The organism is Lachnoclostridium edouardi, from assembly GCF_900240245.1.
GTDB lineage: Bacteria > Bacillota > Clostridia > Lachnospirales > Lachnospiraceae > Lachnoclostridium_A > Lachnoclostridium_A edouardi.
Window position 1 is genome coordinate 479106 of sequence record NZ_OESQ01000001.1, and the last position, 25434, is coordinate 504539.

At 41.9% G+C, this 25434-nt stretch carries 22 protein-coding genes and 1 pseudogene; 8 read left to right on the forward strand and 15 right to left on the reverse strand.

Features of this window, described 5'->3' with window-relative positions; translation table 11 throughout:
- Window positions 1–30: 30 nt before the first annotated feature.
- Window positions 31–609, reverse strand: a complete 579-nt coding sequence (locus C1A07_RS02190; protein ID WP_101875650.1) for a hypothetical protein — start codon at window positions 607–609, stop codon at window positions 31–33.
- 363 nt (window positions 610–972) lie between these two features.
- On the opposite strand from C1A07_RS02190, the gene C1A07_RS02195 reads away from it, so the two are divergent.
- Window positions 973–1758, forward strand: a complete 786-nt coding sequence (locus C1A07_RS02195) for a LytTR family transcriptional regulator (protein ID WP_101875651.1) — start codon at window positions 973–975, stop codon at window positions 1756–1758.
- Between the two features lie 49 nt (window positions 1759–1807).
- Here the strand turns inward: C1A07_RS02195 and C1A07_RS02200 are convergent, their stop codons facing one another.
- Together C1A07_RS02200 and C1A07_RS02205 are read right to left on the reverse strand one after the other, a co-directional pair.
- Window positions 1808–2440: a GNAT family N-acetyltransferase gene (locus C1A07_RS02200; RefSeq protein WP_101875652.1), complete on the reverse strand. Its 633-nt coding sequence runs from the start codon at window positions 2438–2440 to the stop codon at window positions 1808–1810.
- A 12-nt stretch (window positions 2441–2452) separates the two neighbouring features.
- Entirely contained in the window at window positions 2453–4495 is a 2043-nt protein-coding gene (locus tag C1A07_RS02205) for a M28 family peptidase (RefSeq protein ID WP_101875653.1), read from the reverse strand.
- Between the two features lie 144 nt (window positions 4496–4639).
- Between C1A07_RS02205 and C1A07_RS02210 the strand changes: the two genes are divergently transcribed.
- Genes C1A07_RS02210 through C1A07_RS02220 form a run of 3 tightly spaced genes read left to right on the forward strand, consistent with a single transcriptional unit; the run spans window position 4640 to window position 8162 of the window.
- Entirely contained in the window at window positions 4640–5590 is a 951-nt protein-coding gene (locus C1A07_RS02210; protein ID WP_101875654.1) for an AAA family ATPase, read from the forward strand.
- A complete protein-coding gene (locus C1A07_RS02215) occupies window positions 5587–6870 on the forward strand; it encodes a DUF58 domain-containing protein (protein ID WP_101875655.1) in 1284 nt (427 codons plus the stop codon). The genes C1A07_RS02210 and C1A07_RS02215 overlap by 4 nt, the downstream gene beginning before the upstream one ends.
- Entirely contained in the window at window positions 6867–8162 is a 1296-nt protein-coding gene (locus C1A07_RS02220; protein ID WP_101875656.1) for a hypothetical protein, read from the forward strand. The genes C1A07_RS02215 and C1A07_RS02220 overlap by 4 nt, the downstream gene beginning before the upstream one ends.
- 45 nt (window positions 8163–8207) lie before the next feature.
- On the opposite strand, the gene C1A07_RS02225 is transcribed toward C1A07_RS02220, so the two are convergent.
- The 8 genes from C1A07_RS02225 to C1A07_RS02260 all read right to left on the reverse strand — a co-directional run bounded on the left by C1A07_RS02225 (window position 8208) and on the right by C1A07_RS02260 (window position 16300).
- Complete coding sequence (locus C1A07_RS02225; RefSeq protein WP_101875657.1) at window positions 8208–9881, reverse strand: FAD-dependent oxidoreductase; 1674 nt, start codon at window positions 9879–9881, stop codon at window positions 8208–8210.
- 24 nt (window positions 9882–9905) lie between these two features.
- Window positions 9906–10469 carry an alkyl hydroperoxide reductase subunit C gene (gene ahpC / locus C1A07_RS02230; protein WP_101875658.1) on the reverse strand — a complete coding sequence of 188 codons (564 nt, stop codon included), beginning with the start codon at window positions 10467–10469 and terminating at the stop codon, window positions 9906–9908.
- Between the two features lie 235 nt (window positions 10470–10704).
- The gene (locus tag C1A07_RS02235) at window positions 10705–10920 is read right to left on the reverse strand and encodes a cold-shock protein (RefSeq protein ID WP_101875659.1); all 216 of its coding nucleotides are present in this window, start codon (window positions 10918–10920) and stop codon (window positions 10705–10707) included.
- A gap of 202 nt (window positions 10921–11122) precedes the next feature.
- The gene (locus C1A07_RS02240) at window positions 11123–11821 is read right to left on the reverse strand and encodes a 2-phosphosulfolactate phosphatase (protein WP_101875660.1); all 699 of its coding nucleotides are present in this window, start codon (window positions 11819–11821) and stop codon (window positions 11123–11125) included.
- Between the two features lie 18 nt (window positions 11822–11839).
- The gene (locus tag C1A07_RS02245; RefSeq protein ID WP_101875661.1) at window positions 11840–13741 is read right to left on the reverse strand and encodes an ABC transporter ATP-binding protein; all 1902 of its coding nucleotides are present in this window, start codon (window positions 13739–13741) and stop codon (window positions 11840–11842) included.
- Window positions 13731–15476 carry an ABC transporter ATP-binding protein gene (locus C1A07_RS02250; protein WP_101875662.1) on the reverse strand — a complete coding sequence of 582 codons (1746 nt, stop codon included), beginning with the start codon at window positions 15474–15476 and terminating at the stop codon, window positions 13731–13733. Before C1A07_RS02250 ends, C1A07_RS02245 begins: the two co-directional genes overlap by 11 nt.
- A 38-nt stretch (window positions 15477–15514) precedes the next feature.
- A complete protein-coding gene (locus C1A07_RS02255; RefSeq protein ID WP_180952156.1) occupies window positions 15515–15943 on the reverse strand; it encodes a MarR family winged helix-turn-helix transcriptional regulator in 429 nt (142 codons plus the stop codon).
- A gap of 117 nt (window positions 15944–16060) precedes the next feature.
- Window positions 16061–16300: an HPr family phosphocarrier protein gene (locus tag C1A07_RS02260; protein ID WP_101875664.1), complete on the reverse strand. Its 240-nt coding sequence runs from the start codon at window positions 16298–16300 to the stop codon at window positions 16061–16063.
- A 181-nt stretch (window positions 16301–16481) separates the two neighbouring features.
- Between C1A07_RS02260 and eno the strand changes: the two genes are divergently transcribed.
- The gene (gene eno / locus C1A07_RS02265; protein ID WP_101875665.1) at window positions 16482–17780 is read left to right on the forward strand and encodes a phosphopyruvate hydratase; all 1299 of its coding nucleotides are present in this window, start codon (window positions 16482–16484) and stop codon (window positions 17778–17780) included.
- 67 nt (window positions 17781–17847) lie between these two features.
- On the opposite strand, the gene C1A07_RS02270 is transcribed toward eno, so the two are convergent.
- On the reverse strand, window positions 17848–19371 hold the full coding sequence (locus C1A07_RS02270) for a 4Fe-4S dicluster domain-containing protein (protein WP_101875666.1): 1524 nt from the start codon (window positions 19369–19371) through the stop codon (window positions 17848–17850).
- A gap of 133 nt (window positions 19372–19504) precedes the next feature.
- Window positions 19505–19681, reverse strand: a pseudogene (locus C1A07_RS02275) (SPFH domain-containing protein); the annotation flags it as partial.
- Window positions 19682–20133: 452 nt separating this feature from the next.
- Here C1A07_RS02275 and C1A07_RS16600 point away from each other — a divergent pair.
- From C1A07_RS16600 to C1A07_RS02285, 3 genes are all read left to right on the forward strand, one after another.
- Window positions 20134–21342, forward strand: coding sequence for an HAD-IC family P-type ATPase (locus C1A07_RS16600; RefSeq protein WP_330399390.1), 1209 nt, complete (start codon window positions 20134–20136; stop codon window positions 21340–21342).
- Window positions 21315–22784, forward strand: coding sequence for a cation-translocating P-type ATPase (locus C1A07_RS16605; protein WP_330399587.1), 1470 nt, complete (start codon window positions 21315–21317; stop codon window positions 22782–22784). The genes C1A07_RS16600 and C1A07_RS16605 overlap by 28 nt, the downstream gene beginning before the upstream one ends.
- 80 nt (window positions 22785–22864) lie before the next feature.
- A complete protein-coding gene (locus tag C1A07_RS02285; RefSeq protein ID WP_101875667.1) occupies window positions 22865–23335 on the forward strand; it encodes an LURP-one-related/scramblase family protein in 471 nt (156 codons plus the stop codon).
- A gap of 76 nt (window positions 23336–23411) precedes the next feature.
- Here the strand turns inward: C1A07_RS02285 and C1A07_RS02290 are convergent, their stop codons facing one another.
- Both C1A07_RS02290 and C1A07_RS02295 read right to left on the reverse strand, forming a co-directional pair.
- Complete coding sequence (locus C1A07_RS02290) at window positions 23412–24782, reverse strand: homoserine dehydrogenase (RefSeq protein WP_101875668.1); 1371 nt, start codon at window positions 24780–24782, stop codon at window positions 23412–23414.
- A gap of 248 nt (window positions 24783–25030) precedes the next feature.
- Window positions 25031–25378, reverse strand: coding sequence for an MmcQ/YjbR family DNA-binding protein (locus C1A07_RS02295; RefSeq protein ID WP_101875669.1), 348 nt, complete (start codon window positions 25376–25378; stop codon window positions 25031–25033).
- Window positions 25379–25434 lie beyond the last annotated feature (56 nt).

Below are 25434 nucleotides of genomic sequence, written 5' to 3' on the forward strand. Positions count from 1 at the left end.
CTATTATGCCGCACACAGGGCAGTCCACATTTACATTATCCTCCCAGCAGGGCTCTGTGCAGATACACTCATCCCCGTCCTGCTTAACTTCCTCCCCCGGCTTCTGGGCACTTTGTCCAGAAGCGGAGCCGCTATCCTGTGGATCACAAATCTGGCACACATATTTGCAGGGCGTCCCTTTTGTGGCGGGAGCATAGCCGCAACCGTCATCGTGCTCATGCCGGCAGTCCAATTTTTTGTCACGCACCCGCTGTCCTCGTCGCAGATGTGAGGGCAGTTTTCCGGCTCCCGCTTCTCTGCATTGGAGGGGGTGGCGTCGTCCTCTGATACGCTGTCCTGCAGGTAGCAATCCTGGTCATGCTTATGGATGCAGTTAATCACTTCCCTATAGCAATCGTCTGTATGTTCATAGGTGCAGGGGCTTCCTACCGTCCCTTCGGTATAGCCGCAATCTTCATCATGTTCGGAGTGATGTTTGCATAAGCCGCCTGCACTAATTGCAGCGCCGCTGTCCTGTGCGCTGGTTTCGGCAAGCACCGATTGGGGGCAGAGAGAGAACAGCATTGTGCCGCAGAGCAACAGGCTTAACAACCGTTTTTTCGCTTTCATATCCTCTTTATCCTTTCCTCATATTTTCCCGTAAGACATGAAAAGGGCGCGTCGCGCCCACGGAAAAACCGCGGACGCAGCGCGCCCTTTGTATTAATATTTTCTTTATTGATACAATAAAAAAGGACAGACCTATGCTGTCTGTCTTGAGTATATCGTATAAAATCATAACCTGTCAACCCCTTTTTCCTTAAAAACTGCCCAATACTCCTATTGAACAATTATACCGGCGGCGGCAAAAACAGTCAACACAGTTTGCACCAATGATGTGTTTAATGTTACAAATAATACGTTTTCTCTTGCCCTTTCTTCCAACCTTTGTTAAAATGAAAACAGAAGAAAATACGAAAGGGTGGTTTATCAATGGCAGCTAAAAAAATTGAATTAGAAAAAATCGCAGCGCTTACGAAAGAGCTGTTCCACACCCACTATGAAGGAGATTTGGACAAGTGGTTTTCCTACCTTTGCCCGGACAGCGTTTACCTTGGCACAGGGGAGCCCTTATTATTTGGCGGCGATGCAATCCGGGAGCATTTCAAAGGCTTTACAGGGAAGGAAATCAATATTATACAGGAAGAATATTTTCCGTTTTCTTTTGGGGACAGCGCGGCCCAGGTGTGCGGCCAGATCGTCGTGGAAAGTTTAGAAAGATCTTTCCACGTTATCAATCATTTTACCATCAGTTACCGTATGATTGGAGGGGAACTGAAAATGGTACACCAGCACAATTCCTATGAATATATGCAGCCAAGGGAAAGCAAGGTATTAAATCTGGACGTAAATACTACGCAGTTTGTCCGCAGCCTGCTTTTGGACCGCCCCTCCGGGTGTCGTATTCCCATACGAAGCGGAACGCAGACGATTTTCGTCAATCCCAATACGGTTCTGTATGTGCAGAGCCAGCGGAGGAAAACTGAGTTTGTCTGTATTGACCGGGTGATTTCCTGCAACAGCTCCATCGGAGAGATTGGAAAGGAACTGCCGGATTTGTTTTATCCGCTCCGCCGGGGGTATCTGGTAAATCCATTGTTTATTGTGGCGATCCGGCGTTTTGAGGTGGAACTGATTTCCGGGATCTGTATTCCTGTCCCTGCGTTGACTTATCAGCAGACAAAGCAGGATTTGCAGGGTATGATCAAAGGGAAATAGCCCTCTAAAGCGGGGCTTTATTGATACAAAATATAAAATAAAATTTTTACTAAACCTCTCTGATTAAACAGTACTGCTTTAACGGAAAGTTTTTCTTCATCATTCCATAAAGCTTAAAGCCAAATCTTTTATAAAACTCCAGATTTTTCTCATTGTGAGTTTCCAGAGAGATCATTAATTTATGCTCCTCAGCATACGCGATTGTCTCTTCTAAAAGCAGCGCAGCAATACCGTGATGCTGCATATGAGGGGATACGGCTAAATAAATAATGTGAAGTCTTTGATCCTGATGCAGCTGATCTGTCCAGCTGGAATTTAAATAATCTTCTCCCTTCATAAAGTTGTGAAAGGTTTTTAAAGACGGATCTTCTCTGATTAAACATGTATCTGTATACAAAGCAGCCATGGCCTCAGACAGATAATAACGAAACATATTACATGGCTCCGCCTGATCTGACACCACAATAACTCCATTTAACTGTTTACTGTCTGCAAAAATTTCACAAGTCTGGTAAAACTCATTCATATCCCCGTGAAACAGTTCCGGCATCAGCCGTTTTCGCACTTCTTCATCTGGTATTAATGTTTCATATAAAGGGTCATGTGCAAAACATAAATTTAAAAGTTTTTCTAGTTCAGGAAGATCTTTTTTCTGTACTCTATATAATTTATGGCTATCCATATTTTTTCCACCTTACTGGATTTTATCTTTTACAGCTAAATCTAAAAACGTATTTTCTACTTCTTTGCACAACTTCTCTATTGTTTTTAAAAACAATCCTTTCTGCCGTGCGCACACATATTTTAAATAATCTGTTTCCTCTTTAAAATCTGGTTTCTCAGTCCCCTGTTTTTTCAGCAGATTTTTCACAAGATCATATAAATTTTCGTGCTCCATTAAACGTTTATATCCCCATTTCAGCCTGTCTTCAGGCTGGTTCAGCACATATTCTGTAAAATGGCTGTAAACCTCTTTATCAAACATAAATGCATAGGCGTTATTATCCACCTGATATAACTTTCTCAGGCCTTCTGAAAGTTTCCCTTCTTCTAAATTTTCTGCAGCCCCCTTCAAAAGCTGAATATTTTTCAAAAGAACCTCATGGGAGTACAGCACATTTCCGTACCAGTCAATTCGCACAAAAATATCTTGTTCTTTTTTAAACTTTTTCAGTATCCTTTTTTCTGTTTCCCTGGATTTCAAAAACAGCTCCTCGGCTTCCTCCGTCCGCCCCCTTTCCAGTAAACTGCTGTACTGGCTATTATATTGAGCAATTAAACGGTATTCCTCCTTCGCCGTCTCTTCTCCCTGTTCCAACAGCGCTGAAAGCTTTTCACTTTTCTCATAAAGTCCTAATTCTATTAAGTCCTTTTTATTTTCCAAAGCCCTGGCCGCTCGTTTCATTACAGGAGAAAAACACAAAGGAACTACAGCTGTTCTGTCTAAAGCTTCTATCAGCAAAGCAAACAGCTGATGGTGAAGCAGATAAACCTTCTCATCATAGTAACAGTCATTATCAAACTGGGAATGATAATGTGTTTCCATAAAGCTGCCTCCTGTAAAATCATTGACCATAGACGGAATCCCTGCAATAGCCATGGAAAAATCGTCGGACCATGTTTCAATGGGAGCTGTAACCTTAGTTTCCTCCGGATAGGCCTGAGCTAACACAGGCAGCTTAGAAAGAAATTCTTCTAAATATTCTGTATACTCATAACAACTTCTGATTCTTGCTCTTGTGCCGTGGGCCAAGGCGGGAAGCTCAAAATTCAAGTCTGCAATTACCTGACCGGCCCATTCCGGATGTACGTGAAATACCTGCTCATATGCGCCTGTAGACCAGTCAAAATTAGAGTCCGCCACTCCCCACTCTTCTGCCGCCATGGCGCAGATTATAATTGTATTATGAAACTGGAATTTGCTTTTCTTTAATGCTCTTGCAATGCCAAGCATCATAGAAACCGCTGTATTATCGTCCTGAAAGCCGCTGAAGTAGGAATCATAATGGGCTGACATTAAAACGATTCTTTCAGGATGCTTTCCCGGAATACATCCTGTAATGTTGTATGTAGTGCAATTTCTTTTCACCTGAGAATCCGCGTCTAAATAGACCTTTATTTCCTTCTGGTCCTGCAAAATTTCCTTTAGCTCCTCAGCATCCTTTCTGGATATGGAAAAACCGGGGGCATATTCAGGCCCTGCAATGTCCTGAGCGTTCAAGGCCTTGTGGTCAATCTCCCCATATCCTCCTGCCTGTACTGCAAGCAGTCCTGCTGCTCCTTTTAAATAAGCCTGATAGACCGGATAATTAATCCACCACTCGTCTCTTTGGTTAATATCCGCCAAAACCAGCTTTCCCTTTACATCTCTTCCCCTGTAATCTTCCTCTGTTCCCCTGCCTATATAAACCAGGGAAAACTCCTGGAACCCCTGAGTAACAAAGCTTGTCTGATATGCTCCCAGCTGGATTTGCTTTTTCTTTCCGTCCTTTCCAGTAAAGCACAGCACTGCTTTTTTAAACTCCCATCCGTCTACAGTAACAGCTTCTTTTTTTACATCAGAAAGGCCTATATCCTCCATCTCTTTTTTCAGCATTTCTCCAGTGTCAAACTCTGCCTTAGAGCCGGCTGTACGAAATCCTAAAGCTTCATTAGAGTAAAACTGCTCCATCTTCTTGGCCAGCCTGTAGGAATACTGCACGTCTATATATTTTAAAATTTCTTCCTGTATTTCCATATTAACCGCCTCCTGAATCTACGATTCTTATGTGCTTCATTATAGCACTGTATTTTTTTTATGTATATATAAAATCATATGGCAGAAAATCTCTTGCATATATTTCCTGGTTTGATAAAATAGTGACAGAAAGGGGATTTTACAATGGAAAAAACAACAGCTGAGTACAAAGAACTTTTAATGAATGAAATTGAAAAAATTATTGTAGGAAAAAAAGAACAGATTTCTCTTTTAATTATGTCTGTTTTTTCAGGAGGACACGTACTTTTAGACGACCTTCCCGGCAGCGGAAAAACCACTTTAATTAAAGCTTTATCTGCAGCCATGGGCTGCTCTTTTGGAAGGATTCAGTTTACTCCTGATCTACTTCCCTCAGATATTTTAGGTATGACAGTATTTAATCAGAAAACAGGTGATTTTCAGCTTAGAAAAGGCCCTGTTTTCACTCATCTTCTTTTAGCGGATGAGATTAACAGAGCTATTCCCAGAACTCAGTCTGCTCTTTTGGAAGCCATGGAGGAGCGGCAGGCTACGATTGACGGCAATTCTCTGGCCCTTCCGTCTCCATTTTTTGTAATGGCAACTCAAAACCCTGTGGAGCGAGAAAGTACTTTTCCTCTTCCTGCAGCTCAGATGGACCGCTTTTTTATTAAAATGTCTTTAGGATACCCCAGCCAGGAAGAGGAAAATCAAATGCTTCTGCGCCTGGGTTCTTCTATTCCATTTCACACTATAGACTCTGTATTATCTCCTGAAATTTTGCAGGAAATTTCTCAGGAAATTCAAAAGGTATTTGTAGATGACAAGGTGCGGGATTATATTGTGCAATTAGTCCATGCCACCAGAAATCACAATCAGGTTGATACTGGAGCCAGCCCCAGAGCCTCTTTATCTCTTTTTTCCGGAAGCCGCTCCTGGGCCGCTATGGAAGGCAGGGATTTTGTCACTCCAGATGATGTAAAGGCTATTGCCGTTCCTGTTTTAAGCCACAGAATTACATTAAAAGCCCAGGCTCGTTTTTCTCACGCTGAGCCTGAAGCTGTCATAAAGGAAATTCTGGAAACAGTAAATGTTCCGGCGAGAGTTTCTTTATGATAAGCTCCAGAAAGCTGGCCAGCATTTTTTCTAACCCTGTAGGAGCCGCCGTCTGGGCTGTGCTGGCAGCGATTTTTTCCTATAATCATTTAGGTAAATCAGCCGGTATTTGTCTGATTTTCTGCCTTTTATTTTTCTCTTCCTGGCTGTGGACCAAATATGCCTTATCCCGCCTGGAAATACAGGTTACCTCCGGAACTCAGTGCGTTTTTCCAGGGGAGGAGTTATCTCTTACCTGCCGCAGCGCCAACAGAAAACTGCTTCCTTTAATTTGGCTGGAGCTTTCTTTCCCTCTTGGAGAAAAGGGCTGCGTCCTGGCAAAGTTTGAGGAAAATTCCAAAAAAATCATTATGGAGGAAACAGGGGCAGAGGCAGACTGCGCCTGCGCCTTAATTTCCTGGCTTTTGTGGAACCAGGAGGCAGTGATGGAAATTCCTGTGAAGGCAGTTCGCCGGGGAATCTGCAGCTTTACTCATGTTTACGCCTCCTCCGGAGATCTTTTAGGCCTTGGCTCTAAAGATAAATCCTTTACTTTTCCAGATTCCTCTGCTTTAGTAGTTTATCCTGCTGTTTTTCCTGTGCTGACAGATGATCTTTTGCGCACCTCCTCTGATTTGGAGGCCGGACGTAACGGCTACATGGAAGATGTTACTCTTTTAAAAATGAGTCGGTTATATCAGCCTGGAGATTCTGCAAAGAAAATTAACTGGCGGCAGCTGGCCGGCCAAAATAAAATGTCTGTAAATATTTATGAAACAGTATTTCCCAAGCTGGCTACATTTTTATTAGATCTGCCTTCTTTCAGAAAAGGCACTGTGGAAAAGAATGCCATCAATGCTTCTGATATTTTAGTGTGGCAGCCTTTAGAAAAAGAGCTGGAGGATATGTTAAGTTTGACCGCCTCCTGTATTATCAGCTTAAATAATAAAGGGATTTCCTGCGGTTTGATTATACCGGGAGCCACCCAGGCAGAATCAACTTTTCAGCTTCCCGGAAAAAAAGGGTCAGGTCCCCAGGAGCTTTTATATTCTCTGGCGGCAATTAATTATAAAGTTCAGGATGTGGAAATCCCTCAATTGGAAATTGCCGATTGCTTTTCTATGTTAGGCACCTTATATATTGTAACCTGCTCCTATGAAACAATGACTGTGTCCAGAGATGCATTTGCAGGCTTAGGAAGTATTGCCCTCCTTTCTAAAGAGGCCTCTTCCTCTGACGACACCTGTCCTTTTCAACTGTTTTTAATGGACCATTTAACTGAAGGGGGGAATTCTGCGTGAGACAATATCACCCTGTTCTGGAAGCCATTGGGGAAACTTTAATGGACACTGCGTTTTTCGGGTTTTTTATATTTTTTGCTATGAGGCCATTTATTCAGGATTTCTTTTTTCTTCCTGTGATTGCAATTCTTCTGGCCCTGCGCCTTATTAATTATTTGCTTTTGCGCAGGTCTGTGGCAATAGGTGTATATGGAGGAATGAATCTTTTTCTAGCCTTAGGATTTATATGGTTTTCCATGAATTTTCTGGTCACATTCTCATTTTCCCTGCCCTCTGCCATTGTCTGTATCCTTAGTCTGGCCGCAGTATTTGGGCGCACTGTTTACCTGTCTCTTCCAACAAGCAGACAGACCTTTGGAGCTGTAGGCGTAGATACTTTATTTGTGCTGTGCTTAATCATCAGCATCTGGCAGAATTTTTCTAAAACCCCCGGCCTTTCCTCCCTTATGTCTGTCACCTTGTGGGCTCTTGTGTGGGGAGTGGCAGTTTTAGCCTTTCAGCGGCTTCCAGGATTAAAGGAGGGACAATCCCACGGATTTCCCATTCTTTTTACCGGAGGCCTGGCAGCTATATTCTGCATACTTTCTCTGGCCGCTGCATTTTTAGGAAAAACTGCTTCCCAGGGATTTATTTCCGGATTTCTGGCTCTTATCCGCAGTATTAAGCTGCTTTTCACTGCTGTATGGCATTTTTTCGTCTCTATTTTAGAGAAGCTGTTTTCACTGTTCCCTGAAACCTCAGACGGGTACTTGGAGCCTTATGAAATGTCAGACCAAATGATGGCCGACATGGAACAGCGGGCAGCCAACATGAATCCTCAGGCCTTTTTCCTGATAATAGGAATATGTTTAGCCGCAGCAGCTTTCATAGCCCTATACTGCCTGTGGAAAAAAGGCTTTTTCTCCAGACGGCTGCAAATAAAATCCACCGCCAAAAACGTAACCAGAAAAAGAATATCTGGAGCCGGATTTTTTTCTTCTTTACTTTGCAGAATCGGTGTTTTTTTCAAATGCATTTCTATGATTTTGTTCCGCCCCAGCCACATTTCTACCTTGCTTCTCAGGGCTGAGTGGTATGGAAAGCGCCGCCTTCATCCCAGACGCAGGGCGGAAACTATAGGGGAATATCTGGCCCGCCTAGAGGCTTTGGAAAAGCCAGATAAGGCCTCCTCCTTAAACGAAGCCATTTTGCTTTTAACAGACTACGGAAACCGTTATTTATACAGCAAAAAAACTGTTCGTCTGCCTAAAAAAGATATTTGTAAAATTAAAAAGGCGTTTCCTCTCATTTAGCAGGGGAAACGCCTTTTCATTTTTTATAACTTATTTATAACTTTTTTAACTTATTCCTTTTTCTTCCAGAATACCAGTGATTTCCTCCAGATTTTTCTTTCCAAAATACACATCCTGGTTGTTAATAATCATACAGGGAACACTCATCACTTTATATTTACTTTTTAATTCCGGATAATGCATAAGATCAATCATTTCTCCTGTAATATTGGGAGAGATGGAAGCAGCCTTCTGCACTGCCATTACTACTTCCGGGCACATAGTGCATGACAAAGAAACTAAAACCTTTACATTTATTTTTTTATTAATGGATATTAACCGCTGTTTTAGCCCCTGATCTATTCCCTGTCCCGGACCTGCCACATTATATAAAGCTATAATGAAAGAATTAAATTCATGGCCTCCCGGCACTCCATGAAACAGAATGTTTCCTTCTTCCTGGCCTTCCCACTGTAAAATAAAAGCCGGGAACAGCTGTCCTTCTGCCTCTCTTCTCTTTTTTTCCTCCCCCTCCACCTGGTGTCTTATATAAATTACTTTATCTGTTACTTCTTCTATTTCTTTTAAAAAGTTGTCCATTTCTCCGGCCAGGGGACTGTCGTCTAACTCTCCTTTAATTACAGCTTTTCCTTCAAATTTAGAAAACAAGGCCTGCAGCTGCTGCCTGATTTCTTCTGACAAAAATCCATTTGACTCACTTGGTTCCTCTACAACGGAATCCTTTTCTTTTTTCGGTTTTCCCCTTTCAATATGAAATTCAGGAATATTCAGCTTCTCATGGATTTGGGACACATGCTTTTCCAGAGACGTAGCTGCAGTTGCTCCGTCGGACACGGCTGTAACTACCTGCCGTAAATTTTTCACGCATACATCTCCCGCCCCATATACGCCTTCTACACTTGTTTTCTGGTTTTCATCTGTAATTAAATAGCCTTGAGAATTGCATTCTACCGCCCCGTTTAGCCACTTAGTATTTGGCACATAACCGGCGAAAACAAAAACTCCAATACCTTCTCCCTTTTCACTTTTATGAATCCATTCTTCCCCTGTTTTATTATCCCGGAATTTGGCAAAGGAAACAACTCCGTCTCCGCCTACTTCCACAATTTCTGTGTGAAACTTTACTTCAATCTTTTCTTCGTCCCAGATTTTATCTGAAACTGTTCTGGCGCAAGTAAATTGCTCCTCTCTTACAATCATTGTCACCTTTCTGCCGTATTTTGTAAGAAAGATTCCTTCCTCCACTGCCGCGAACCCGCCGCCGATTACAAATATTTCCGTATTTGTAAAAAACTCTCCGTCGCAGGTTGCGCAATAGGCTACGCCTCTGCCCTGAAATCTTTTTTCTCCTTTAAAACCAAGCTTTCTGGGATTGGCCCCTGTTGCCAGAACAACTCCCAAGGCTTTATATTCCCCGGCAGTGGTATAAATTGTTTTAACGTCTTTTTCCAGCTCCATATTCAAAACCTCGGCCATTACAAATTCAGCCCCAAAGCTTTCCGCCTGAGCTTTCATAGCCTGTGTCAGCTCTGTCCCACTGGTTTTTTCCACACCTGGATAATTTACGATTTCTGATGTAATTGTAATCTGACCGCCTATTTTCTCCTTTTCCGCCACCAGCACCTTATACTTGGCTCTGGCCATATAAATAGCGGCGGACAGGCCTGCCGGCCCGCCTCCTACAATTACTACGTCATACATATTTTCACTGTTAAACATACTACCTCCGCCGCCAGATTTTTCTTACAGTAAACCTACCAGGTCCAGGCTGGGCTTTAATGTTTCTGCCCCTGGTTGCCATTTAGCCGGGCACACCTGATCTCCATGCTCCGCCACAAACTGAGAGGCCTGAACTCTTCTGAATAATTCGTCTGCGTTTCTGCCTACATTGCCGGCAATTACCTCGTAAGCCACAATTTTGCCTTCTGGATTTACTATAAAGCTTCCTCTTTCTGCCATTCCGCTTTCTTCAATCATAACCTGAAAATCTCTGGCCAGCTTTCCTGTAGGATCTGCTAACATTGGGTACTCAATGGCCTGAATTGTTTTTGAAGCATCGTGCCATGCCTTGTGCACAAAATGGCTATCGCAGGATACGCTGTAAATCTCACAATTTATTTCCTTAAACTCTTTATATTTCTCAGCTAAATCTTTTAGTTCCGTTGGGCAAACAAAAGTAAAATCTGCAGGATAAAAGAAAAATACAGACCATTTTCCTAAAATATCTGCTTTATTTACTTCCTTAAATTCTCCGCCCACATAAGCTTGTACTGTAAATTCATTAATCTCTTTTCCAATAAGGGACATATAATACCTCCTATTTTCACTGTACTTTTTTCTGTTGAAAAAACTTAAAAAAAAATAAATCTATAAAGTTGCCACATAGTTAGTCTTAACTAACTATGTAAGAGCATTTTAACAGAATTTAAAAATAATTTCAACAGGGGAAAAAGAGACAATTTATCATTTTGTTTCATAAAAATGCACTTAAAAACAAAAAAACGCGGCAAATTTCACCGCGCTTTTTCAGCTTAAAATTTCTCTATAAAACAGGAGAAACGTTAACAGCCTTTAACTTAGAGCTGTCCTTTGGATCTTTTTCTGTATCAAAGAATACCTTCTGCCCGTCCTCCAGGCTTTTAAATCCATTAGATAAAATTGAGGAAAAATGCACAAATACATCTTTTCCGCTCATATCATCTGTAATAAACCCAAAACCCTTCTGCGCATTAAACCATTTTACTGTACCGTTATTCATAATCAGTACCTCCATTTTTTCTATATTCATATTGTATTAGTGAGAATAAAAAGAAAAAGCAGAGACAAGGAATTAAAATTATCCTTTATCTCTGCTAAGCTTCAAATCCAAATTAATAACTGGAATCAGTATAACACAGGATTTTCAGTGTGTCAAGGAAATTTTCAGAAAAGTCTAAATATTCTGGCAAGTCTAAATATTCTTACAAATCTATAAATATCCTTTCTGAAATATGCCTGCCCTGATTGTCTTTTCCGATTTTCAGCACAAATGGAAATTTGCCATATTCAATACACATCCAGTAATCAGCCTCCGGGTATACATCCTGGGTTTCCTTATTGAAAAAATGTTCCCCTCCGTCTGTCCGCAAAGCCTTTATTCTCTCATCAATAGGAAAATCCTGATTCGTCAATATACTTTTTATATATTCGGCGCAAAGAGTATCCTCCTTGGCCTCTCTCACTCCTCCAAAGCCCATGCAGACTAAAGAAACTGTGTCAGGATTTTTTCTCCTGATATACTCTGCCACAGCCTTGGCATTTACCAGACTCCCTGTTACAATTTCACTGCTGCAAACAGCATTTACAATTCCCTGGGTGCCGGCGCTGGTGGTGTGAATTAAGGTTTTTCCCTGTACAGATAAATGGGCCAACTGAGAAGGGGAATTGCCCAGGTCAAAGCCCTGGCACATTTTCCCATTTCTCTCTCCTGCAAGAAGCGCCTTATGGTCCTCTTTTTTTCTTCTGTAGGCCTCTTCTATATCTCCAACAGGATAAATTTTATCCGCTCCTTCTGCAAATGCATAACACTCCAGGGAAAAGGCGCGAAATACGTCGATAATCACCGTCAGTCCTTCTGCCTTTTTAGCTCCTTCTATGCAATGTAAAATCTGGATTTTCATATTGACTCCTTCGCTCCATTACTCCAGTTCAAAAGCTCCTGTGTAAAGCTGATAATACTTTCCTTTTTCCTGAATCAGCTTATCATGGCTTCCCCGCTCAATAATGCGGCCGTGCTCCAGCACCATAATAACGTCGGAGTTTCGCACAGTGGACAGCCGGTGGGCAATTACAAATACAGTTCTTCCGTGCATCAGAGCATCCATTCCCCTTTGTACAATCGCCTCTGTTCTTGTATCAATGGAAGAAGTAGCTTCGTCCATAATCATAACAGGAGGATCTGCCACGGCGGCTCTGGCAATGGCAAGCAGCTGCCTCTGTCCCTGGGAAAGATTATCCCCATTTCCGGAAATAACAGTTTTATACCCTTCAGGCAGACGGGTAATAAAATCATGGGCTCCTGCTAATCTGGCCGCTCCAATACACTCCTCGTCAGTAGCATGTAAATTGCCGTAACGAATATTTTCCATTACTGTTCCAGTAAAAAGGTTGGTATCCTGAAGCACAATTCCTAAAGATCTGCGCAAATCTGCTTTTTTAATCTTGCTGATATCAATGCCGTCGTAGCGTATTTTTCCGTCTGTAATATCATAAAAACGGTTAATCAGGTTGGTAATGGTTGTTTTTCCCGCCCCTGTAGAACCTACAAAGGCTACCTTGTGGCCTCGCTCTGCATAAAGGGAGATGTCGTGAAGCACTATTTTTCCTTTTTCATATCCAAAATCCACATTTTCAAAGCGCACATCCCCTGCCAGTCTTTCATAAGTAATTGTGCCGTCCTTATGAGGATGCTTCCACGCCCAGACGCCTGTTCTTTCCGCACACTCTCTCAGCTGTCCGTCTTCCTCTTCTGCGTTGACTAAGGTTACATATCCCTGGTCCTCCTCCGGCTCTTCATCCAGCAAAGTGAAAATACGCTGGGCTCCTGCCATACCCATAACTACCGCGTTAATCTGCTGGGAAACCTGATTAATATTTCCTGCAAACTGTTTTGTCATATTTAAAAACGGAACTGCTATGCTGATTCCCATAGGCAGACCGGAAATACTTAAATTAGGCGCTTTCACAGCCAGCAGTAAACCGCCTGCCAAGGCTACCACTACATACAGAATATTTCCAATATTGTTGAGAAGAGGCCCTAAAGTGTTGGCATATTTATTGGCTCTTTCTGCCACCTGGAACAGCTGATCATTAATCTTATCAAAATCTTTTTTGCTTTCCTCTTCATGGCAGAATACTTTTACTACCTTCTGCCCATTCATCATTTCCTCTACAAAGCCTTCCACATCTCCTAAGGCGATCTGCTGGCGGATAAAGTATTTTGCTGATCCGCCGCCTACTTTCTTAGTTAAGTACAGCATAATTAAAATACCGCAGATAACCACAATAGCCAGCCAAACGCTGTAATACAGCATCACGCAGAATACAGTGGTGGATGTAATCGCCGCTATGGTCAGCTGGGGAATACTTTGAGAAATCAGCTGTCTTAAAGTATCAATATCATTTATGTAGTAACTCATAATGTCTCCGTGATTATGAGTATCAAAATATTTTACAGGCAGATCCTGCATACCGTTAAACATTTTTTCTCTTAGTTTCTTTAAGGCTCCCTGTGTAATTACAGCCATCATTCTGCTGTAGGAAAAGGAAGCTATCAAGGATAAAATGTACAGCGCTGCTAAAATACCTGTGAAACGTAGAATTGTTCCTGAAACACTGTTCCAGTCTCCGCTTTGCCAGCTATTTTCCACAACTGCAATAATGTTCTGCATAAATACGGCGGGAATAGAAGAAATAATCGCGTTAAATACAATACAGAACAAAACCACAGGCATCATTACAGGGTAAAACTCAAATAATGTTTTTATAATTCTCACCAAGGTTTTTTTCGGTCCCAGCACATTCTTTTCTTTATTTTCCATCCGTATCACCTCCCTTGTTCTGTGAAGCATATACTTCCTGGTAAATTCCGTTGGTGCTTAACAGCTCTTCGTGAGTTCCCACTGCCTGAATAGTTCCTCCGTCCATAACCACAATTCTGTCTGCATCCTGAACAGAAGAAACTCTCTGGGCAATAATAATCTTTGTTGTCTCAGGAATAAACTCCCTGAAAGCCCGGCGGATTAAAGCATCTGTTTTAGTATCCACCGCGCTGGTAGAGTCGTCTAAAATTAAAACCTTAGGTTTTTTCAGCAAAGCTCTGGCAATACAAAGACGCTGTTTCTGTCCACCTGAAACGTTAGAACCGCCCTGCTCTATATGGTAATCATAAGTTCCAGGCAGCTGCATAATAAATTCATCTGCCTGAGCTAATACGCAGGCTTCCTTCAGCTCCTCATCAGTTGCCTCTTTGTTGCCCCATCTCAGGTTATCCTTAATACTTCCTGAAAATAAAATATTTTTCTGAAGCACTACTGCAACCTGATTTCTTAAAGTGTCCAGATCATACCTGCGCACATCCAGGCCGCCTACCTTTACCACGCCCTCAGTGGCATCATAGAGACGGGAAATCAGCTGGATTAAAGAAGACTTGGAAGACCCTGTGCCTCCAATAATGCCAATGGTTTCTCCAGACCGGATATGCAGATTAATATCCGCCAAAGCCTTTCTTTCAGCCTTTGCAGAATATTTAAAGCCTACGTTTTCAAAGTCAATAGAGCCGTCCCTTACTTCCATTACAGGCTCCTTAGGATTTGCCAAAGTACTTTCCTCATCTAATACCTCCACAATACGGTGGGCAGATTCATTGGCCAAAGTAATCATTACAAATACCATGGAAACCATCATCAAACTGCTGAGTATTTGGAAGCTATATGTAAGCAAGGCGGAAAACTGCCCTACGTCCAAATCTATTCCCCTGGAGGAAATAATCACATAAGAACCTACTGATAATACAAATACCATAACTGTGTAAAGACAAAACTGCATCAGGGGATTGTTAAATGCCAGAATCTTTTCAGCCTTAGTAAAGTCCATACACACATCTTCTGCTGCAGCGCCAAACTTCTTTTTCTCTAAATCCTCTCTTACATAGGATTTCACTACTCTGATACCCTTAATATTTTCCTGAATAGAGTTGTTCAGGTTATCATATTTTTTAAATACTGCTTTAAACAGCGGCATAGCTGTTTTGATAATGGTAAACAGGCCGATTCCTAAAAGCGGCACTACAAACAAAAAGATACACGCCATTTTCCCGCCCATAATAAATGCCATTACAAAGGAAAATACCAGCATCAAAGGACATCGGATGGCGATTCTGATAATCATCATATATGCCATCTGCACGTTAGTAATATCTGTTGTCAGTCTTGTAACTAAAGAAGAGGAAGAAAAGCGGTCAATATTTTCAAAGGAAAATCCCTGAATTCTGTAGAACAGCTCTCTTCTCACATTTCGGGCAAACCCGCAGGAAGCTGTGGCGCAGGCATAGCCGGCCCCAATTCCAAACACAAGGGACAAAGCCGCCATTGCAATTAAAATCAAACCATATTTTAAAAGCGTGCCAAACTCTGCCCCTGCCTTAATCTGATTTACTAGCTGCGCAATAATAAAGGGAATAATACACTCCATTACAACTTCCAAAGATACTAACACTGGAGCCATAATAGATTGCTTTTTATATTCTCCTACACAGCCGGCAAGTTTTCTTATCATCGTGTATTCTCCTTTCCTCTTAAAGAAGTATTTTGTATCTAAAATCCATAGAAATATTTTGCCGCCGCAACTCCGGCTTTTTTCAGCAGTGCCGCAAATATCTCCTTCTCTTCCTCCGACATATCTTCTGTCACCAGTTTCTCCCAGTCGCCCTCAATCTTTCTGATGCTTTTGTACGCTTCTTCAGCCTTTTTCGTGGGATAAATACGGCTTGTGCGTCTGTCGGCCTCCAAAACTTCCTTTCTGATATATCCTTCCTTTTCCAGATTATCTAAGGCTCTTGTAATATTGCTGGGGTGAATGTAGATCATGGTTTTCAGTTTGTCCTGGGTGATTCCAGGCTGTCTGCAGATGTGAACCAGAATTGGGGGATGGCTGCTGTTGATTCCCAAAGGTTTCATTTTGTGGTCCGCATATAAATTGCCTAATCGTCCCAGAACTGCCAGCCAGTGAAATGTCTGTTTCATTTTTTTGACCTTTCTAAACGTCAGAGTATGAGCTAGACAGAAAATACTGAGGCTGCAACAATCCACAGTATTTTCTGGTCTGCGGTATATCATACCATAATATAATTGCGGGCGCAACTATTTAAATGTATATTCGTTAATTCTGGAGAGAATTTCATTGGCCTCATTTTGGGAATTTTCATGGAGCACTAATCTTAAATGCTGAGCCTGGCTAATAGCTAAAGCCCCCATTAAAGATTTGGCGTCCACCATTCTGTTGCCGCTTACTAAATCGGCATTACAGGAAAACTCATTGATTTTCTCCACAAAATTTACAATATCATAAGCCTGACGAAAATTAATAGGTACTTCTATCATTTTTCTACTTCCTTTCTCATAATTATTATTTCACTCGTTCCTATTTCCATTTTTGCCCATAAATAAGAAATTTAATCAATACCTTTTATTTTATGAATCAGCAGTTGACATGCGCCGTCAAAGTTGCTATATTTTTAGTTAGTTTCAACTAACTTCAAATTTTATAAGGAGGCTTATTATAATGAACAAAAACTTATTGATTGAAAAAATTATTGGAAGGGAAATTATTGACTCCAGAGGCAATCCTACTGTGGAAGCTCAGGTGTTTTTATCAGACGGCACAACTGCCCTGGGAGCCGCCCCCAGCGGAGCCTCCACAGGAGAATTTGAAGCTTTGGAGTTAAGGGACAATGATTCCTCCCGTTTTCAGGGGAAAGGCGTTCAGAAGGCCGTAGAACATATTAATACAATTATATGTGAAACTCTTCAGGGAATGGACGCTTCTGATATATATGCAGTAGATCAGGCCATGATAAAGGCGGACAATACAGCAGATAAGTCTCATTTAGGCGCCAACGCTATACTGGCTGTTTCTATTGCGTGTGCAAGAGCTGCAGCCGCTTCCTTAGGCATTCCTCTTTACCGCTTTTTAGGCGGCGTTTCCGGCAGCAAGCTGCCGGTGCCTATGATGAATATTTTAAACGGAGGAGCTCACGCAGCCAACACTGTAGACGTGCAGGAATTTATGATTATGCCGGCAGGCGCTCCGTCGTTTAAAGAAGGTCTCCGCTGGTGCGCTGAAGTTTTTCATGCCCTTCAATCTATTTTAAAATCTAAGGGCCTGGCTACTTCTGTAGGGGACGAGGGCGGATTTGCCCCGGATCTGCAAAGCGACGCAGAAGCTATTGAATATATTTTAGAGGCAATTAAAGCAGCCGGCTATGAGCCTGGAAAGGACTTTGTTCTGGCTATAGACGCTGCATCTAGCGAGTGGAAAGGGGAGAAAAAGGGAGAATACATTCTGCCAAAATGCAAAAAGCATTATACCTCCGCTCAGCTGGTACAGCATTGGAAGGAACTTTGTGAAAAATATCCAATTTACTCTATTGAAGACGGCTTAGACGAGGAAGACTGGGACGGATGGCAGCTTATGACAAAAGAGCTGGGAGATAAGGTACAGCTGGTAGGGGACGATTTATTTGTCACCAACACAAAGCGTTTAGAAAAAGGAATTTCTCTTGGCTGCGGCAATTCCATATTAATAAAGCTTAATCAAATCGGCTCTGTATCAGAAACTTTGGAGGCGATTAAAATGGCCCACAAGGCAGGGTATACCGCTATCTCCTCCCACAGGTCAGGAGAAACAGAGGACACTACTATTGCCGACCTGGCTGTAGCCTTAAATACATGCCAGATTAAAACAGGAGCTCCCAGCAGAAGCGAGCGGGTATCAAAATACAACCGTCTTCTCCGCATTGAGGAGGAATTAGGATGCAGCGCTCATTATCCTGGATTTCAGGCTTTTAATATAAAGAAATAAAATGTAAAAAGTGTGGAGAGCTGAAAAACACCTAAAATGTTTTCAGCTCTTCACACTCTTTTTTTACTTAATCTACCAGTTTATTTAGTTCTTTTACATGCTCTGTTTCATTAGATGTTTTATGTTTTGCCTTAGAGGCGTAAAGATTTACAGCTGCCTGGGACTTCTTTATCGGCTGCATAGTACCTGCGCCGGCTACACATCCGCCGGGACAGGCCATACCTTCCAGCAGATAGCCATTGTATTTTCCCGCTTTAGCCATTGTTAAAAGCTTGCGGCATTCTTTCAGACCTTCTGCGTTGGCCACCTTAATCTCTCTGTCAGGGAAACGCTTGTTAATTACATCTGTCACAGCCTTTGCAACTCCGCCGGCCACTGCAAAATTTCGTCCGTCTGTAGAAGCGTCGTTGACGCCGTCCGGGTCCTCTTCAATATTTTCTATATCAATATGCTTGGCGTCAAAAATACCTGCCATTTCCTCAAAGGTAAGAACAAAATCTACTTCGCTTCTAATAGAAGTTCTCATAGCCTCCAGCTTTTTAGCTGCACACGGTCCTATAAACACAACCTTTGCCGTTTCATGGTAACATTTAATCAATCTTGCAGTTAGGGTCATAGGGGTTAATGCCATGGAAATACATTCTTTAAAGTCCGGGAACAGCTTTTTAGCCATTACTGACCAGGCGGGACAACATGATGTAGCCATAAATGGAATTTTTTCAGGAACCTCCTGAACAAAATCAATGGCCTCCTGAGTAGCGCACAGGTCGGCTCCTACTGCCACCTCGAAAACATCGGCAAATCCAAGGGCTTTCATAGCTGCTCTCAGTTTTCCCGGAGTTACCTTTGGTCCAAACTGTCCTACAAAGGCCGGAGCCACGGCAGCGTATACCTTTTCCCCGGACTGGATAGAGCGGATTACCTGGAATATTTGAGACTTATCAGAAATAGCGCCAAAAGGACAATTTACCAGGCACTGTCCGCAGGAAACACATTTGTCGTAATCAATATCTGCCAAGCCGTTTTCATCTGACCTGATGGCGTCCATACCGCAGGCTGCCGCACATGGACGCTCCTGAATAATAATTGCATTATAAGAACATACTTCCGCACATTTTCCGCATTTAATGCACTTTTCAGGATCAATGTAGGAACGGCCGCTGGTTCTGTCTAAAGTAACTGCATTTTTGGGGCACACTTCCACACAGGGGTGAGCCAAACATCCCTGACATCCGTCAGTGACAAAAACCCTCTTTTCGTGGCAGCCATTACATGCGAATTTAATAAGATTAATTAAAGGCGGCGTATAATAAGTTTCCGGCTTGTCTGCAGATTCAATATTATCGGAAAGAGGGGCGTGCTCTGCGGCAGTCCTGCAGGGAAGACCCATGGCAAGACGAAGTCTTTCTCCTACAATCGCCCTTTCTAAAAATACGTCGTTGCGGAAATTCCCGATTTCCCCTGGAATAATTTTATATGGAAGCTCTTCAATCCTTTTATCCACAGGCCACTCTGTGTGATAAGCCATACGGGCCACCTCACAGAAAATCCGATGGCGTATTTCCTGGATTCGTGTTTCTACTCCTCTCATTTTTGTCCTCCTATAGATTCTAATTTATAAACAGATTTCCCCAATTTAAGTTTCTACAGTACAGATTATAGTAATTTCTTTTAAAAAAATCAAATATTTTGTGAAAAAAATAACTTTTTTAAAATTTTCCTCAGCTGCCGTCGGAGATAATGTTGTCATTTCCCTTGGTGTTGGACAAAAGCCTGGATACCTGCTTTTGTCCTCTAACTAAAATCACATCTTTATCAATGGCCTCACAATAGAAAAACTCCTTCCACTGATCCGCCAAGGTCCCTTTTACCGCCCCAAGTCCAGCTTTAATCAATCCCATAAGTGCCTCTCCTTTTTCATCTTATTTTCTATATTTTTTTCACTCGTTTCATAAAAACTATTTTTTGTTTTCCATAACCATTATACCTTATAATTTACATTTTGCGTTAATTTTTTTCTCGTCCCCAATGTAAAGAAGCTGTGAAGGTTTAAACCCATCCGTTGACATTATAAAAAACCTCTTTTATAATAAGGCATAAATATTTTTCAGAAAGGAAATACTATTTATTATGGACGACTCTGACAGTAGCGATGCTGATCCAGCGAATTTAAACTGTTTATTTATATACAAATTTATTATATCAAAGACATAACTTCGTCCTTTTATACAGGGGCGGGCTATGTCTTTTTGTATTGTTTTTTATGTATCCCACGTAAGTGCCTAAAACACAGGCGCTAAGTGCTCATAACAATAAAAAAAAATTAATTTAAGAAAGGAGTGGTATATCCCTTATGGATAATCACAGTCAGGTGCCTTGGCACTCAAAAGACCTTCAGGAGGTTTTTCAGTTACTACATACCTCAGAGGAGGGATTAAGCGATGCCGAGGCTGTCAAAAAATTAAAAGCAAATGGAAGCAATCAGCTGCGCCAAAAACCGCCGAAAACAATTTTTCAGATGCTGAAAGCGCAAATTCTGGACCCTATGGTGCTGATTCTTATAGGAGCCGCCTTATTTTCCACTGTTCTAAAAGAATGGACAGAGGCAGTTGTAATTTCTACCATTGTAGTTATTAACGCTGTTATTGGAATTGTACAGGAGAAAAAAGCTCAGTCCTCTCTGGAGGCTTTAAGAAATATGAGCGCCCCTACGGCCCGGGCCCTGCGGCAGGGGGAGGAAAGTATTGTCCCCGCCAGTCAGCTGGTTGTAGGAGATATTGTATTTTTAGGCGACGGCGATATGGTGCCTGCAGATATCAGGCTCATAGAATCTGCCAATTTAAAGGTACAGGAGGCCTCGCTTACAGGAGAATCTGTGCCTTCTGAAAAAGAGGCAGAGGAGCTGCTGCCTGAAAACTGTCCTTTAGGAGACAAGGCCAATATGGTCTACACCTCTTCTATTGTCACCTACGGCCGGGCATCCGGCGTAGTAGTTGCCACAGGTATGAATACAGAGGTGGGGCATATTGCAGATATGCTGGATAGTCAGGATGATTTCGACACTCCACTAAAACGCAAACTAAACGCAGTGGGAAAAACTCTTACTATTGTCGGTATTATTGTGTGTATTCTGATTTTCACAATCGGAGCTATTTACCATCGTCCTTTAGTTCCTCAGTTTTTAGTGGCCATCTCCTTAGCTATCTCCATTATTCCTGAAGGCCTGCCTGCAACTGCTACTATTGTTATGGCTTTAGGCGTACAGCGTATGGCTAAGAAAAATGCTTTGATCCGCAACCTTCCTGCTGTGGAAACCTTAGGAAGCGCCACTGTAATTTGCAGTGATAAAACAGGAACCCTTACTTTAAACAAAATGACAGGAACCTGTATTGCAGTAAACGGAGACTTTGAGGCCGGAGTTCCTACTGCTATTGAACAGGCGTCATCCACTCATCCAAAGGTATATAAAGAGCTGGTGTACGGTGCCCCCTTTGTAATGATGCCAGCATTGACCCGGATAAACCGGGGTCTATTATCGGCGACCCTACAGAGGGAGCTTTAATTTACATGGCTCAGGCCTTTGGAATTGACCACGAATCTTTGGAACACCAGTATCCTCGTCTTTTTGAGCAGCCTTTTGACTCTGACAGGAAACGTATGACTACGGTCCATGAAATTAACGGCAAAATTACTGCCTTCACTAAGGGGGCTGTAGATGAGATGCTGCCGTTATGTACCCATATATTAACTTCCAAGGGCGTGCGTCCTATTACAGAACAAGATAAAACTAACATTTTAAATCTTTGCCTTTCTATGTCAGAGCAGGCGCTGCGCGTGCTGGGCTTTGCTGTTAAAACCTTATCTGCCGTTCCAGAGGACGATGATGAGGACATAGAATTTGATTTAACATTTACCGGCGTAACAGGTATGATCGACCCGCCAAGAAAAGAAGTTGCCCAGTCTGTCAGCTTATGTAAGCAGGCAGGTATCCGCACTGTTATGATTACAGGGGACCATAAGGTAACTGCCGTGGCCATTGCCAGGGAGCTTAAAATCTTTTCTTCCCAGGATACTGTAATCTCAGGTGAGGAACTGGAACAGATGACAGATGAGGAGTTAGATCTGGCAGTAAAAACTACCACAGTATTTGCAAGAGTATCACCTGCAGATAAGCTGCGTATTATTCAGTCCTTAAAACGTACTGGAGAAGTAGCTGCCATGACAGGCGACGGAGTGAATGACTCCCCAGCTTTAAAAGCTGCGGATATCGGCGTTGCCATGGGCGTTACGGGAACTGATGTTGCAAAGGATGCAGCTGACATGATCCTTCTGGACGACAGCTTTACTACTATTGCTTATGCCATTAAAGAAGGACGGCGAGTATACAGAAATATTCAGAAAGTAATTCAGTTCCTTTTAGTGGGAAATATTGCGGAAATTACTACATTATTTGTAGCCACTCTCTTTAACTGGGAACCGCCTTTACTGGCCGCCCATATTTTGTGGGTGAACCTGGCAACTGCCACTCTTCCGGCCCTGGCCTTAGGCGTAGACCCGGCCAGCAAAAACATTATGAAGCATCAGCCTGTAAAAACCGGCACTTTATTTGAAAAGGATTTAGTGCGCCGTGTGATTACTCAGGGACTTTTCGTGGCGACCATGACAACAGCCGCCTACTGGATAGGCGCGTCCTTTGGCGATCATAAGGCCGGGCAGACTATGGCCTTTTCTGTACTTGCTTTATCCCAGATGTTAAGAGCATTTAACCAGCGTTCTAACACTGAACCTATATGGGTGCGAGCAGAAGGCATTAACCCTTGGTTAGTACTTTCCTTTATAGCCTCTCTCCTGCTGATGTGCTGTATCCTGTTTGTACCGGCTTTACAGTACGCCTTCAAGCTGACATATTTAACCGTCTCTCAATGGGCAATTGTCATCGCCTTATCTCTTCTGTCCATTGTGCAGGTAGAGATTGTAAAATGGTTTGTTAGAATGAAAAAATAAAAATTGCCATATATAATTAAGGAAAATGTAACACTGACTTTTCTCCTTTATGATAGGATTATCTTAAAGGAGGAAATCAGATGAAAATGTTATTTAAGCAGCGGCTTTTTTCCTGGTTTGACAGTTATGATATTTATGATGAAAAAGGAAATGTGATTTATATTGTAGAAGGAAAAATCAGCTGGGGACACAAGCTTCACATTTTAGACAAAAACGGAATTCATATTGCAACTGTAAAGCAGGCGGCTTTTACCTTTCTTCCTAGATTTGAGCTGTATGTGAGGGGAAACTGTATTGGCGTGATTCAGAAGCAATTTAAATTGTTCAAACCTTCCTTTCATATTAATTATAACGGTTGGGAAATATCAGGAAATGTTATGGGATGGGACTATAAAATTATAGACCTTTCCCAAAAAGTAGTTGCAACAATCAGCAAAGATTTATGGAATTTTACAGACACCTATGTAATCGACGTAGGCGATGAGAAAAATGGGCTGTACGCCCTTATGGCAACTTTAGCTATTGACGCGGAAAAATGTTCCAGAAATTAAAAGCATGTGAATATAGCAAATATTGAAACAAGGAATCACCAGAACCGGCATTTGCCGGAACTGGCGATTCCTAATTTTACAGTTTTAATCCCTGCTCATACAGTTCATTTGGTCTGCTTCCAGTCAGATCTACTACATCCTTTGTAATTGGCTGACCTTTCTTTACGTCTTTCAATAATGTGGTTCCGTTAAGAAGATAGAATGGAGCCACCTCTTCGGCGTCCTTTTTCTCCCAAAGCTCTGGCACTAAACCGTCAATAGAGTGGTGATGGCCGTGAACCTTTAATACTGTTCCCTTTGGAAGATCTTCCTGAGCCACGCCTGCCATTACAGATACCTGACGGCATTCTGGGTGAGTTCCGATTCCCACTAAATCACCTAATAAAATAGAGATTGGAGTCTCCAGACCCATGTAGTGATATGGCAGATAAATACAAGCATATTTGCCGTTGCGGCTTACTACATGGCCCTTGCTGATCAGCAGCTCCCACACAGTTTCATTTTCGCATTTAATAATAATAAACTCTCCGCCTGCAAAGCTGGCCTCATCTGGGGAACGAAGATTGCAGAATACGTCCACTACTCCTGTTTTCTTTAAAATTCCGCCGTCTTCCTCTGGAATGAAAATATCTGCCAGCTCGCTGATCTTTGCAACTGGATAATTTAAACGAGGCGCTGAAGGCACAAGTCCTGTTACATTGGAAACCAGATTCATTTCACATAAATCTGCAGAAATAACTGCCATATATTTTTCTACCAGCTTACGGCGCTCATCTAATGTTTCTCTGTCCTTATAATGCCAGAATTCCTTCATGCCTGGAATATTCTCGTGAGGCTTTTCTGTGCCCTCCATATAAGTAAATTCATTTGTATCTGGGTCCCACACAAAATCATATTCGCTGGCTTTGCCTGCAGCTACAATTTCCAATCCTAATACCCTTCCCCAGGAGTAAAGGTCTAACAGGTTTCTAGGCTGATCGCCGTTTACAAGTGAATAAACAGCATTGTTCTCAGCTGCAATCTGGTTTAACATTGTTCCGCATACGCTGTCTGTCTCTTTAGAAACCATGTATACATTAATTCCCTTTTTCAAAGCTTCCACTGAAACCTCAGAGCTGACTGCTGTATTTCCTGTACACTCTACTAATGCAGTAATATCGCATTCCGGAACAAGACGGTAATCTGTAACAATTAAAACTGCGTCCTTAGGCGCATTCTTTACCTGGTCTTTATCTGTGCACACAACAATATTTTCTTCTTTATATCCCAGCCCTGTAAGTACTTCCATACACTCATCTGTATGTCTGGAAGAGATTAAACGCAGCTCCATTAATTCTACTTTTGGAATCTGTGCCAGCAATGTGTAGCCATATCCTCTTGTTGCTCCAATAATACCTACTCTGGATTTTTTTCCTTCTGCACCTTTAAATAAACTTGTATAATCCATAATCTGCTCTCCTTTTCTGTGGTTTTTTGTTATCTGCTAAATATAAAAGCAAAAAGTGTGCCAAGTATGGATTTACTTCTATTTTTTTATTTTTATTTAAATCAAAAGGCTATTTCCCTAAGCTTTTCCATGAAATACGTGGAAATTATGTTTTGATTTATTCAGTATAGGAAAAACTTATTTCGGTTATGAAGCGAAAGCCTTACTTAAAATGTTTTATTTTGCAACATTATTGCAGCGCAACATTATTATACACCTTTCCTGTCAGCTTTAGAAATTAAGTCATAGCTTTCTGCAATCATCCGCTTAATTTCCTTATCAGGCACAGTTCCGTCTAATATAATAGAATTCCAATGCTCTTTATTTTGGTGGTAGCCTGGCACAACAGAATCATACGCCCTTCTCCAGAAATCTCTCCACTCCGGCGCCACCTTCACATTCACCCAAATATTTCCCAGTTTTTCATAAGTCCACGCAAACGCTTTTTTATTTTTCCTGTAACGAAGAAGAACCCAATTCGTATCATGGAAAGGAGTGTCAATATAAACATCTGGAAATGTCATTCCATAATCTAAAATCTCTTTTCTAGTTTTCATATAAAATTACCTCAGCAGTAGTTGTCTTTCACGAGTGTTACTATTTTTTATATCAT

What these genes read in the sequence shown, in the direction of transcription:
- C1A07_RS02190 (WP_101875650.1), bottom strand. Translation starts at nt 609, where the DNA reads ATGAAAGCGAAAAAACGGTTGTTAAGCCTGTTGCTCTGCGGCACAATG.
- C1A07_RS02195 (WP_101875651.1), top strand. Translation starts at nt 973, where the DNA reads ATGGCAGCTAAAAAAATTGAATTAGAAAAAATCGCAGCGCTTACGAAA.
- C1A07_RS02200 (WP_101875652.1), bottom strand. Translation starts at nt 2,440, where the DNA reads ATGGATAGCCATAAATTATATAGAGTACAGAAAAAAGATCTTCCTGAA.
- C1A07_RS02205 (WP_101875653.1), bottom strand. Translation starts at nt 4,495, where the DNA reads ATGGAAATACAGGAAGAAATTTTAAAATATATAGACGTGCAGTATTCC.
- C1A07_RS02210 (WP_101875654.1), top strand. Translation starts at nt 4,640, where the DNA reads ATGGAAAAAACAACAGCTGAGTACAAAGAACTTTTAATGAATGAAATT.
- C1A07_RS02215 (WP_101875655.1), top strand. Translation starts at nt 5,587, where the DNA reads ATGATAAGCTCCAGAAAGCTGGCCAGCATTTTTTCTAACCCTGTAGGA.
- C1A07_RS02225 (WP_101875657.1), bottom strand. Translation starts at nt 9,881, where the DNA reads ATGTTTAACAGTGAAAATATGTATGACGTAGTAATTGTAGGAGGCGGG.
- ahpC (WP_101875658.1), bottom strand. Translation starts at nt 10,469, where the DNA reads ATGTCCCTTATTGGAAAAGAGATTAATGAATTTACAGTACAAGCTTAT.
- C1A07_RS02235 (WP_101875659.1), bottom strand. Translation starts at nt 10,920, where the DNA reads ATGAATAACGGTACAGTAAAATGGTTTAATGCGCAGAAGGGTTTTGGG.
- C1A07_RS02240 (WP_101875660.1), bottom strand. Translation starts at nt 11,821, where the DNA reads ATGAAAATCCAGATTTTACATTGCATAGAAGGAGCTAAAAAGGCAGAA.
- C1A07_RS02245 (WP_101875661.1), bottom strand. Translation starts at nt 13,741, where the DNA reads ATGGAAAATAAAGAAAAGAATGTGCTGGGACCGAAAAAAACCTTGGTG.
- C1A07_RS02250 (WP_101875662.1), bottom strand. Translation starts at nt 15,476, where the DNA reads ATGATAAGAAAACTTGCCGGCTGTGTAGGAGAATATAAAAAGCAATCT.
- C1A07_RS02255 (WP_180952156.1), bottom strand. Translation starts at nt 15,943, where the DNA reads ATGAAACAGACATTTCACTGGCTGGCAGTTCTGGGACGATTAGGCAAT.
- C1A07_RS02260 (WP_101875664.1), bottom strand. Translation starts at nt 16,300, where the DNA reads ATGATAGAAGTACCTATTAATTTTCGTCAGGCTTATGATATTGTAAAT.
- eno (WP_101875665.1), top strand. Translation starts at nt 16,482, where the DNA reads ATGAACAAAAACTTATTGATTGAAAAAATTATTGGAAGGGAAATTATT.
- C1A07_RS02270 (WP_101875666.1), bottom strand. Translation starts at nt 19,371, where the DNA reads ATGAGAGGAGTAGAAACACGAATCCAGGAAATACGCCATCGGATTTTC.
- C1A07_RS16600 (WP_330399390.1), top strand. Translation starts at nt 20,134, where the DNA reads ATGGATAATCACAGTCAGGTGCCTTGGCACTCAAAAGACCTTCAGGAG.
- C1A07_RS02285 (WP_101875667.1), top strand. Translation starts at nt 22,865, where the DNA reads ATGAAAATGTTATTTAAGCAGCGGCTTTTTTCCTGGTTTGACAGTTAT.
- C1A07_RS02290 (WP_101875668.1), bottom strand. Translation starts at nt 24,782, where the DNA reads ATGGATTATACAAGTTTATTTAAAGGTGCAGAAGGAAAAAAATCCAGA.
- C1A07_RS02295 (WP_101875669.1), bottom strand. Translation starts at nt 25,378, where the DNA reads ATGAAAACTAGAAAAGAGATTTTAGATTATGGAATGACATTTCCAGAT.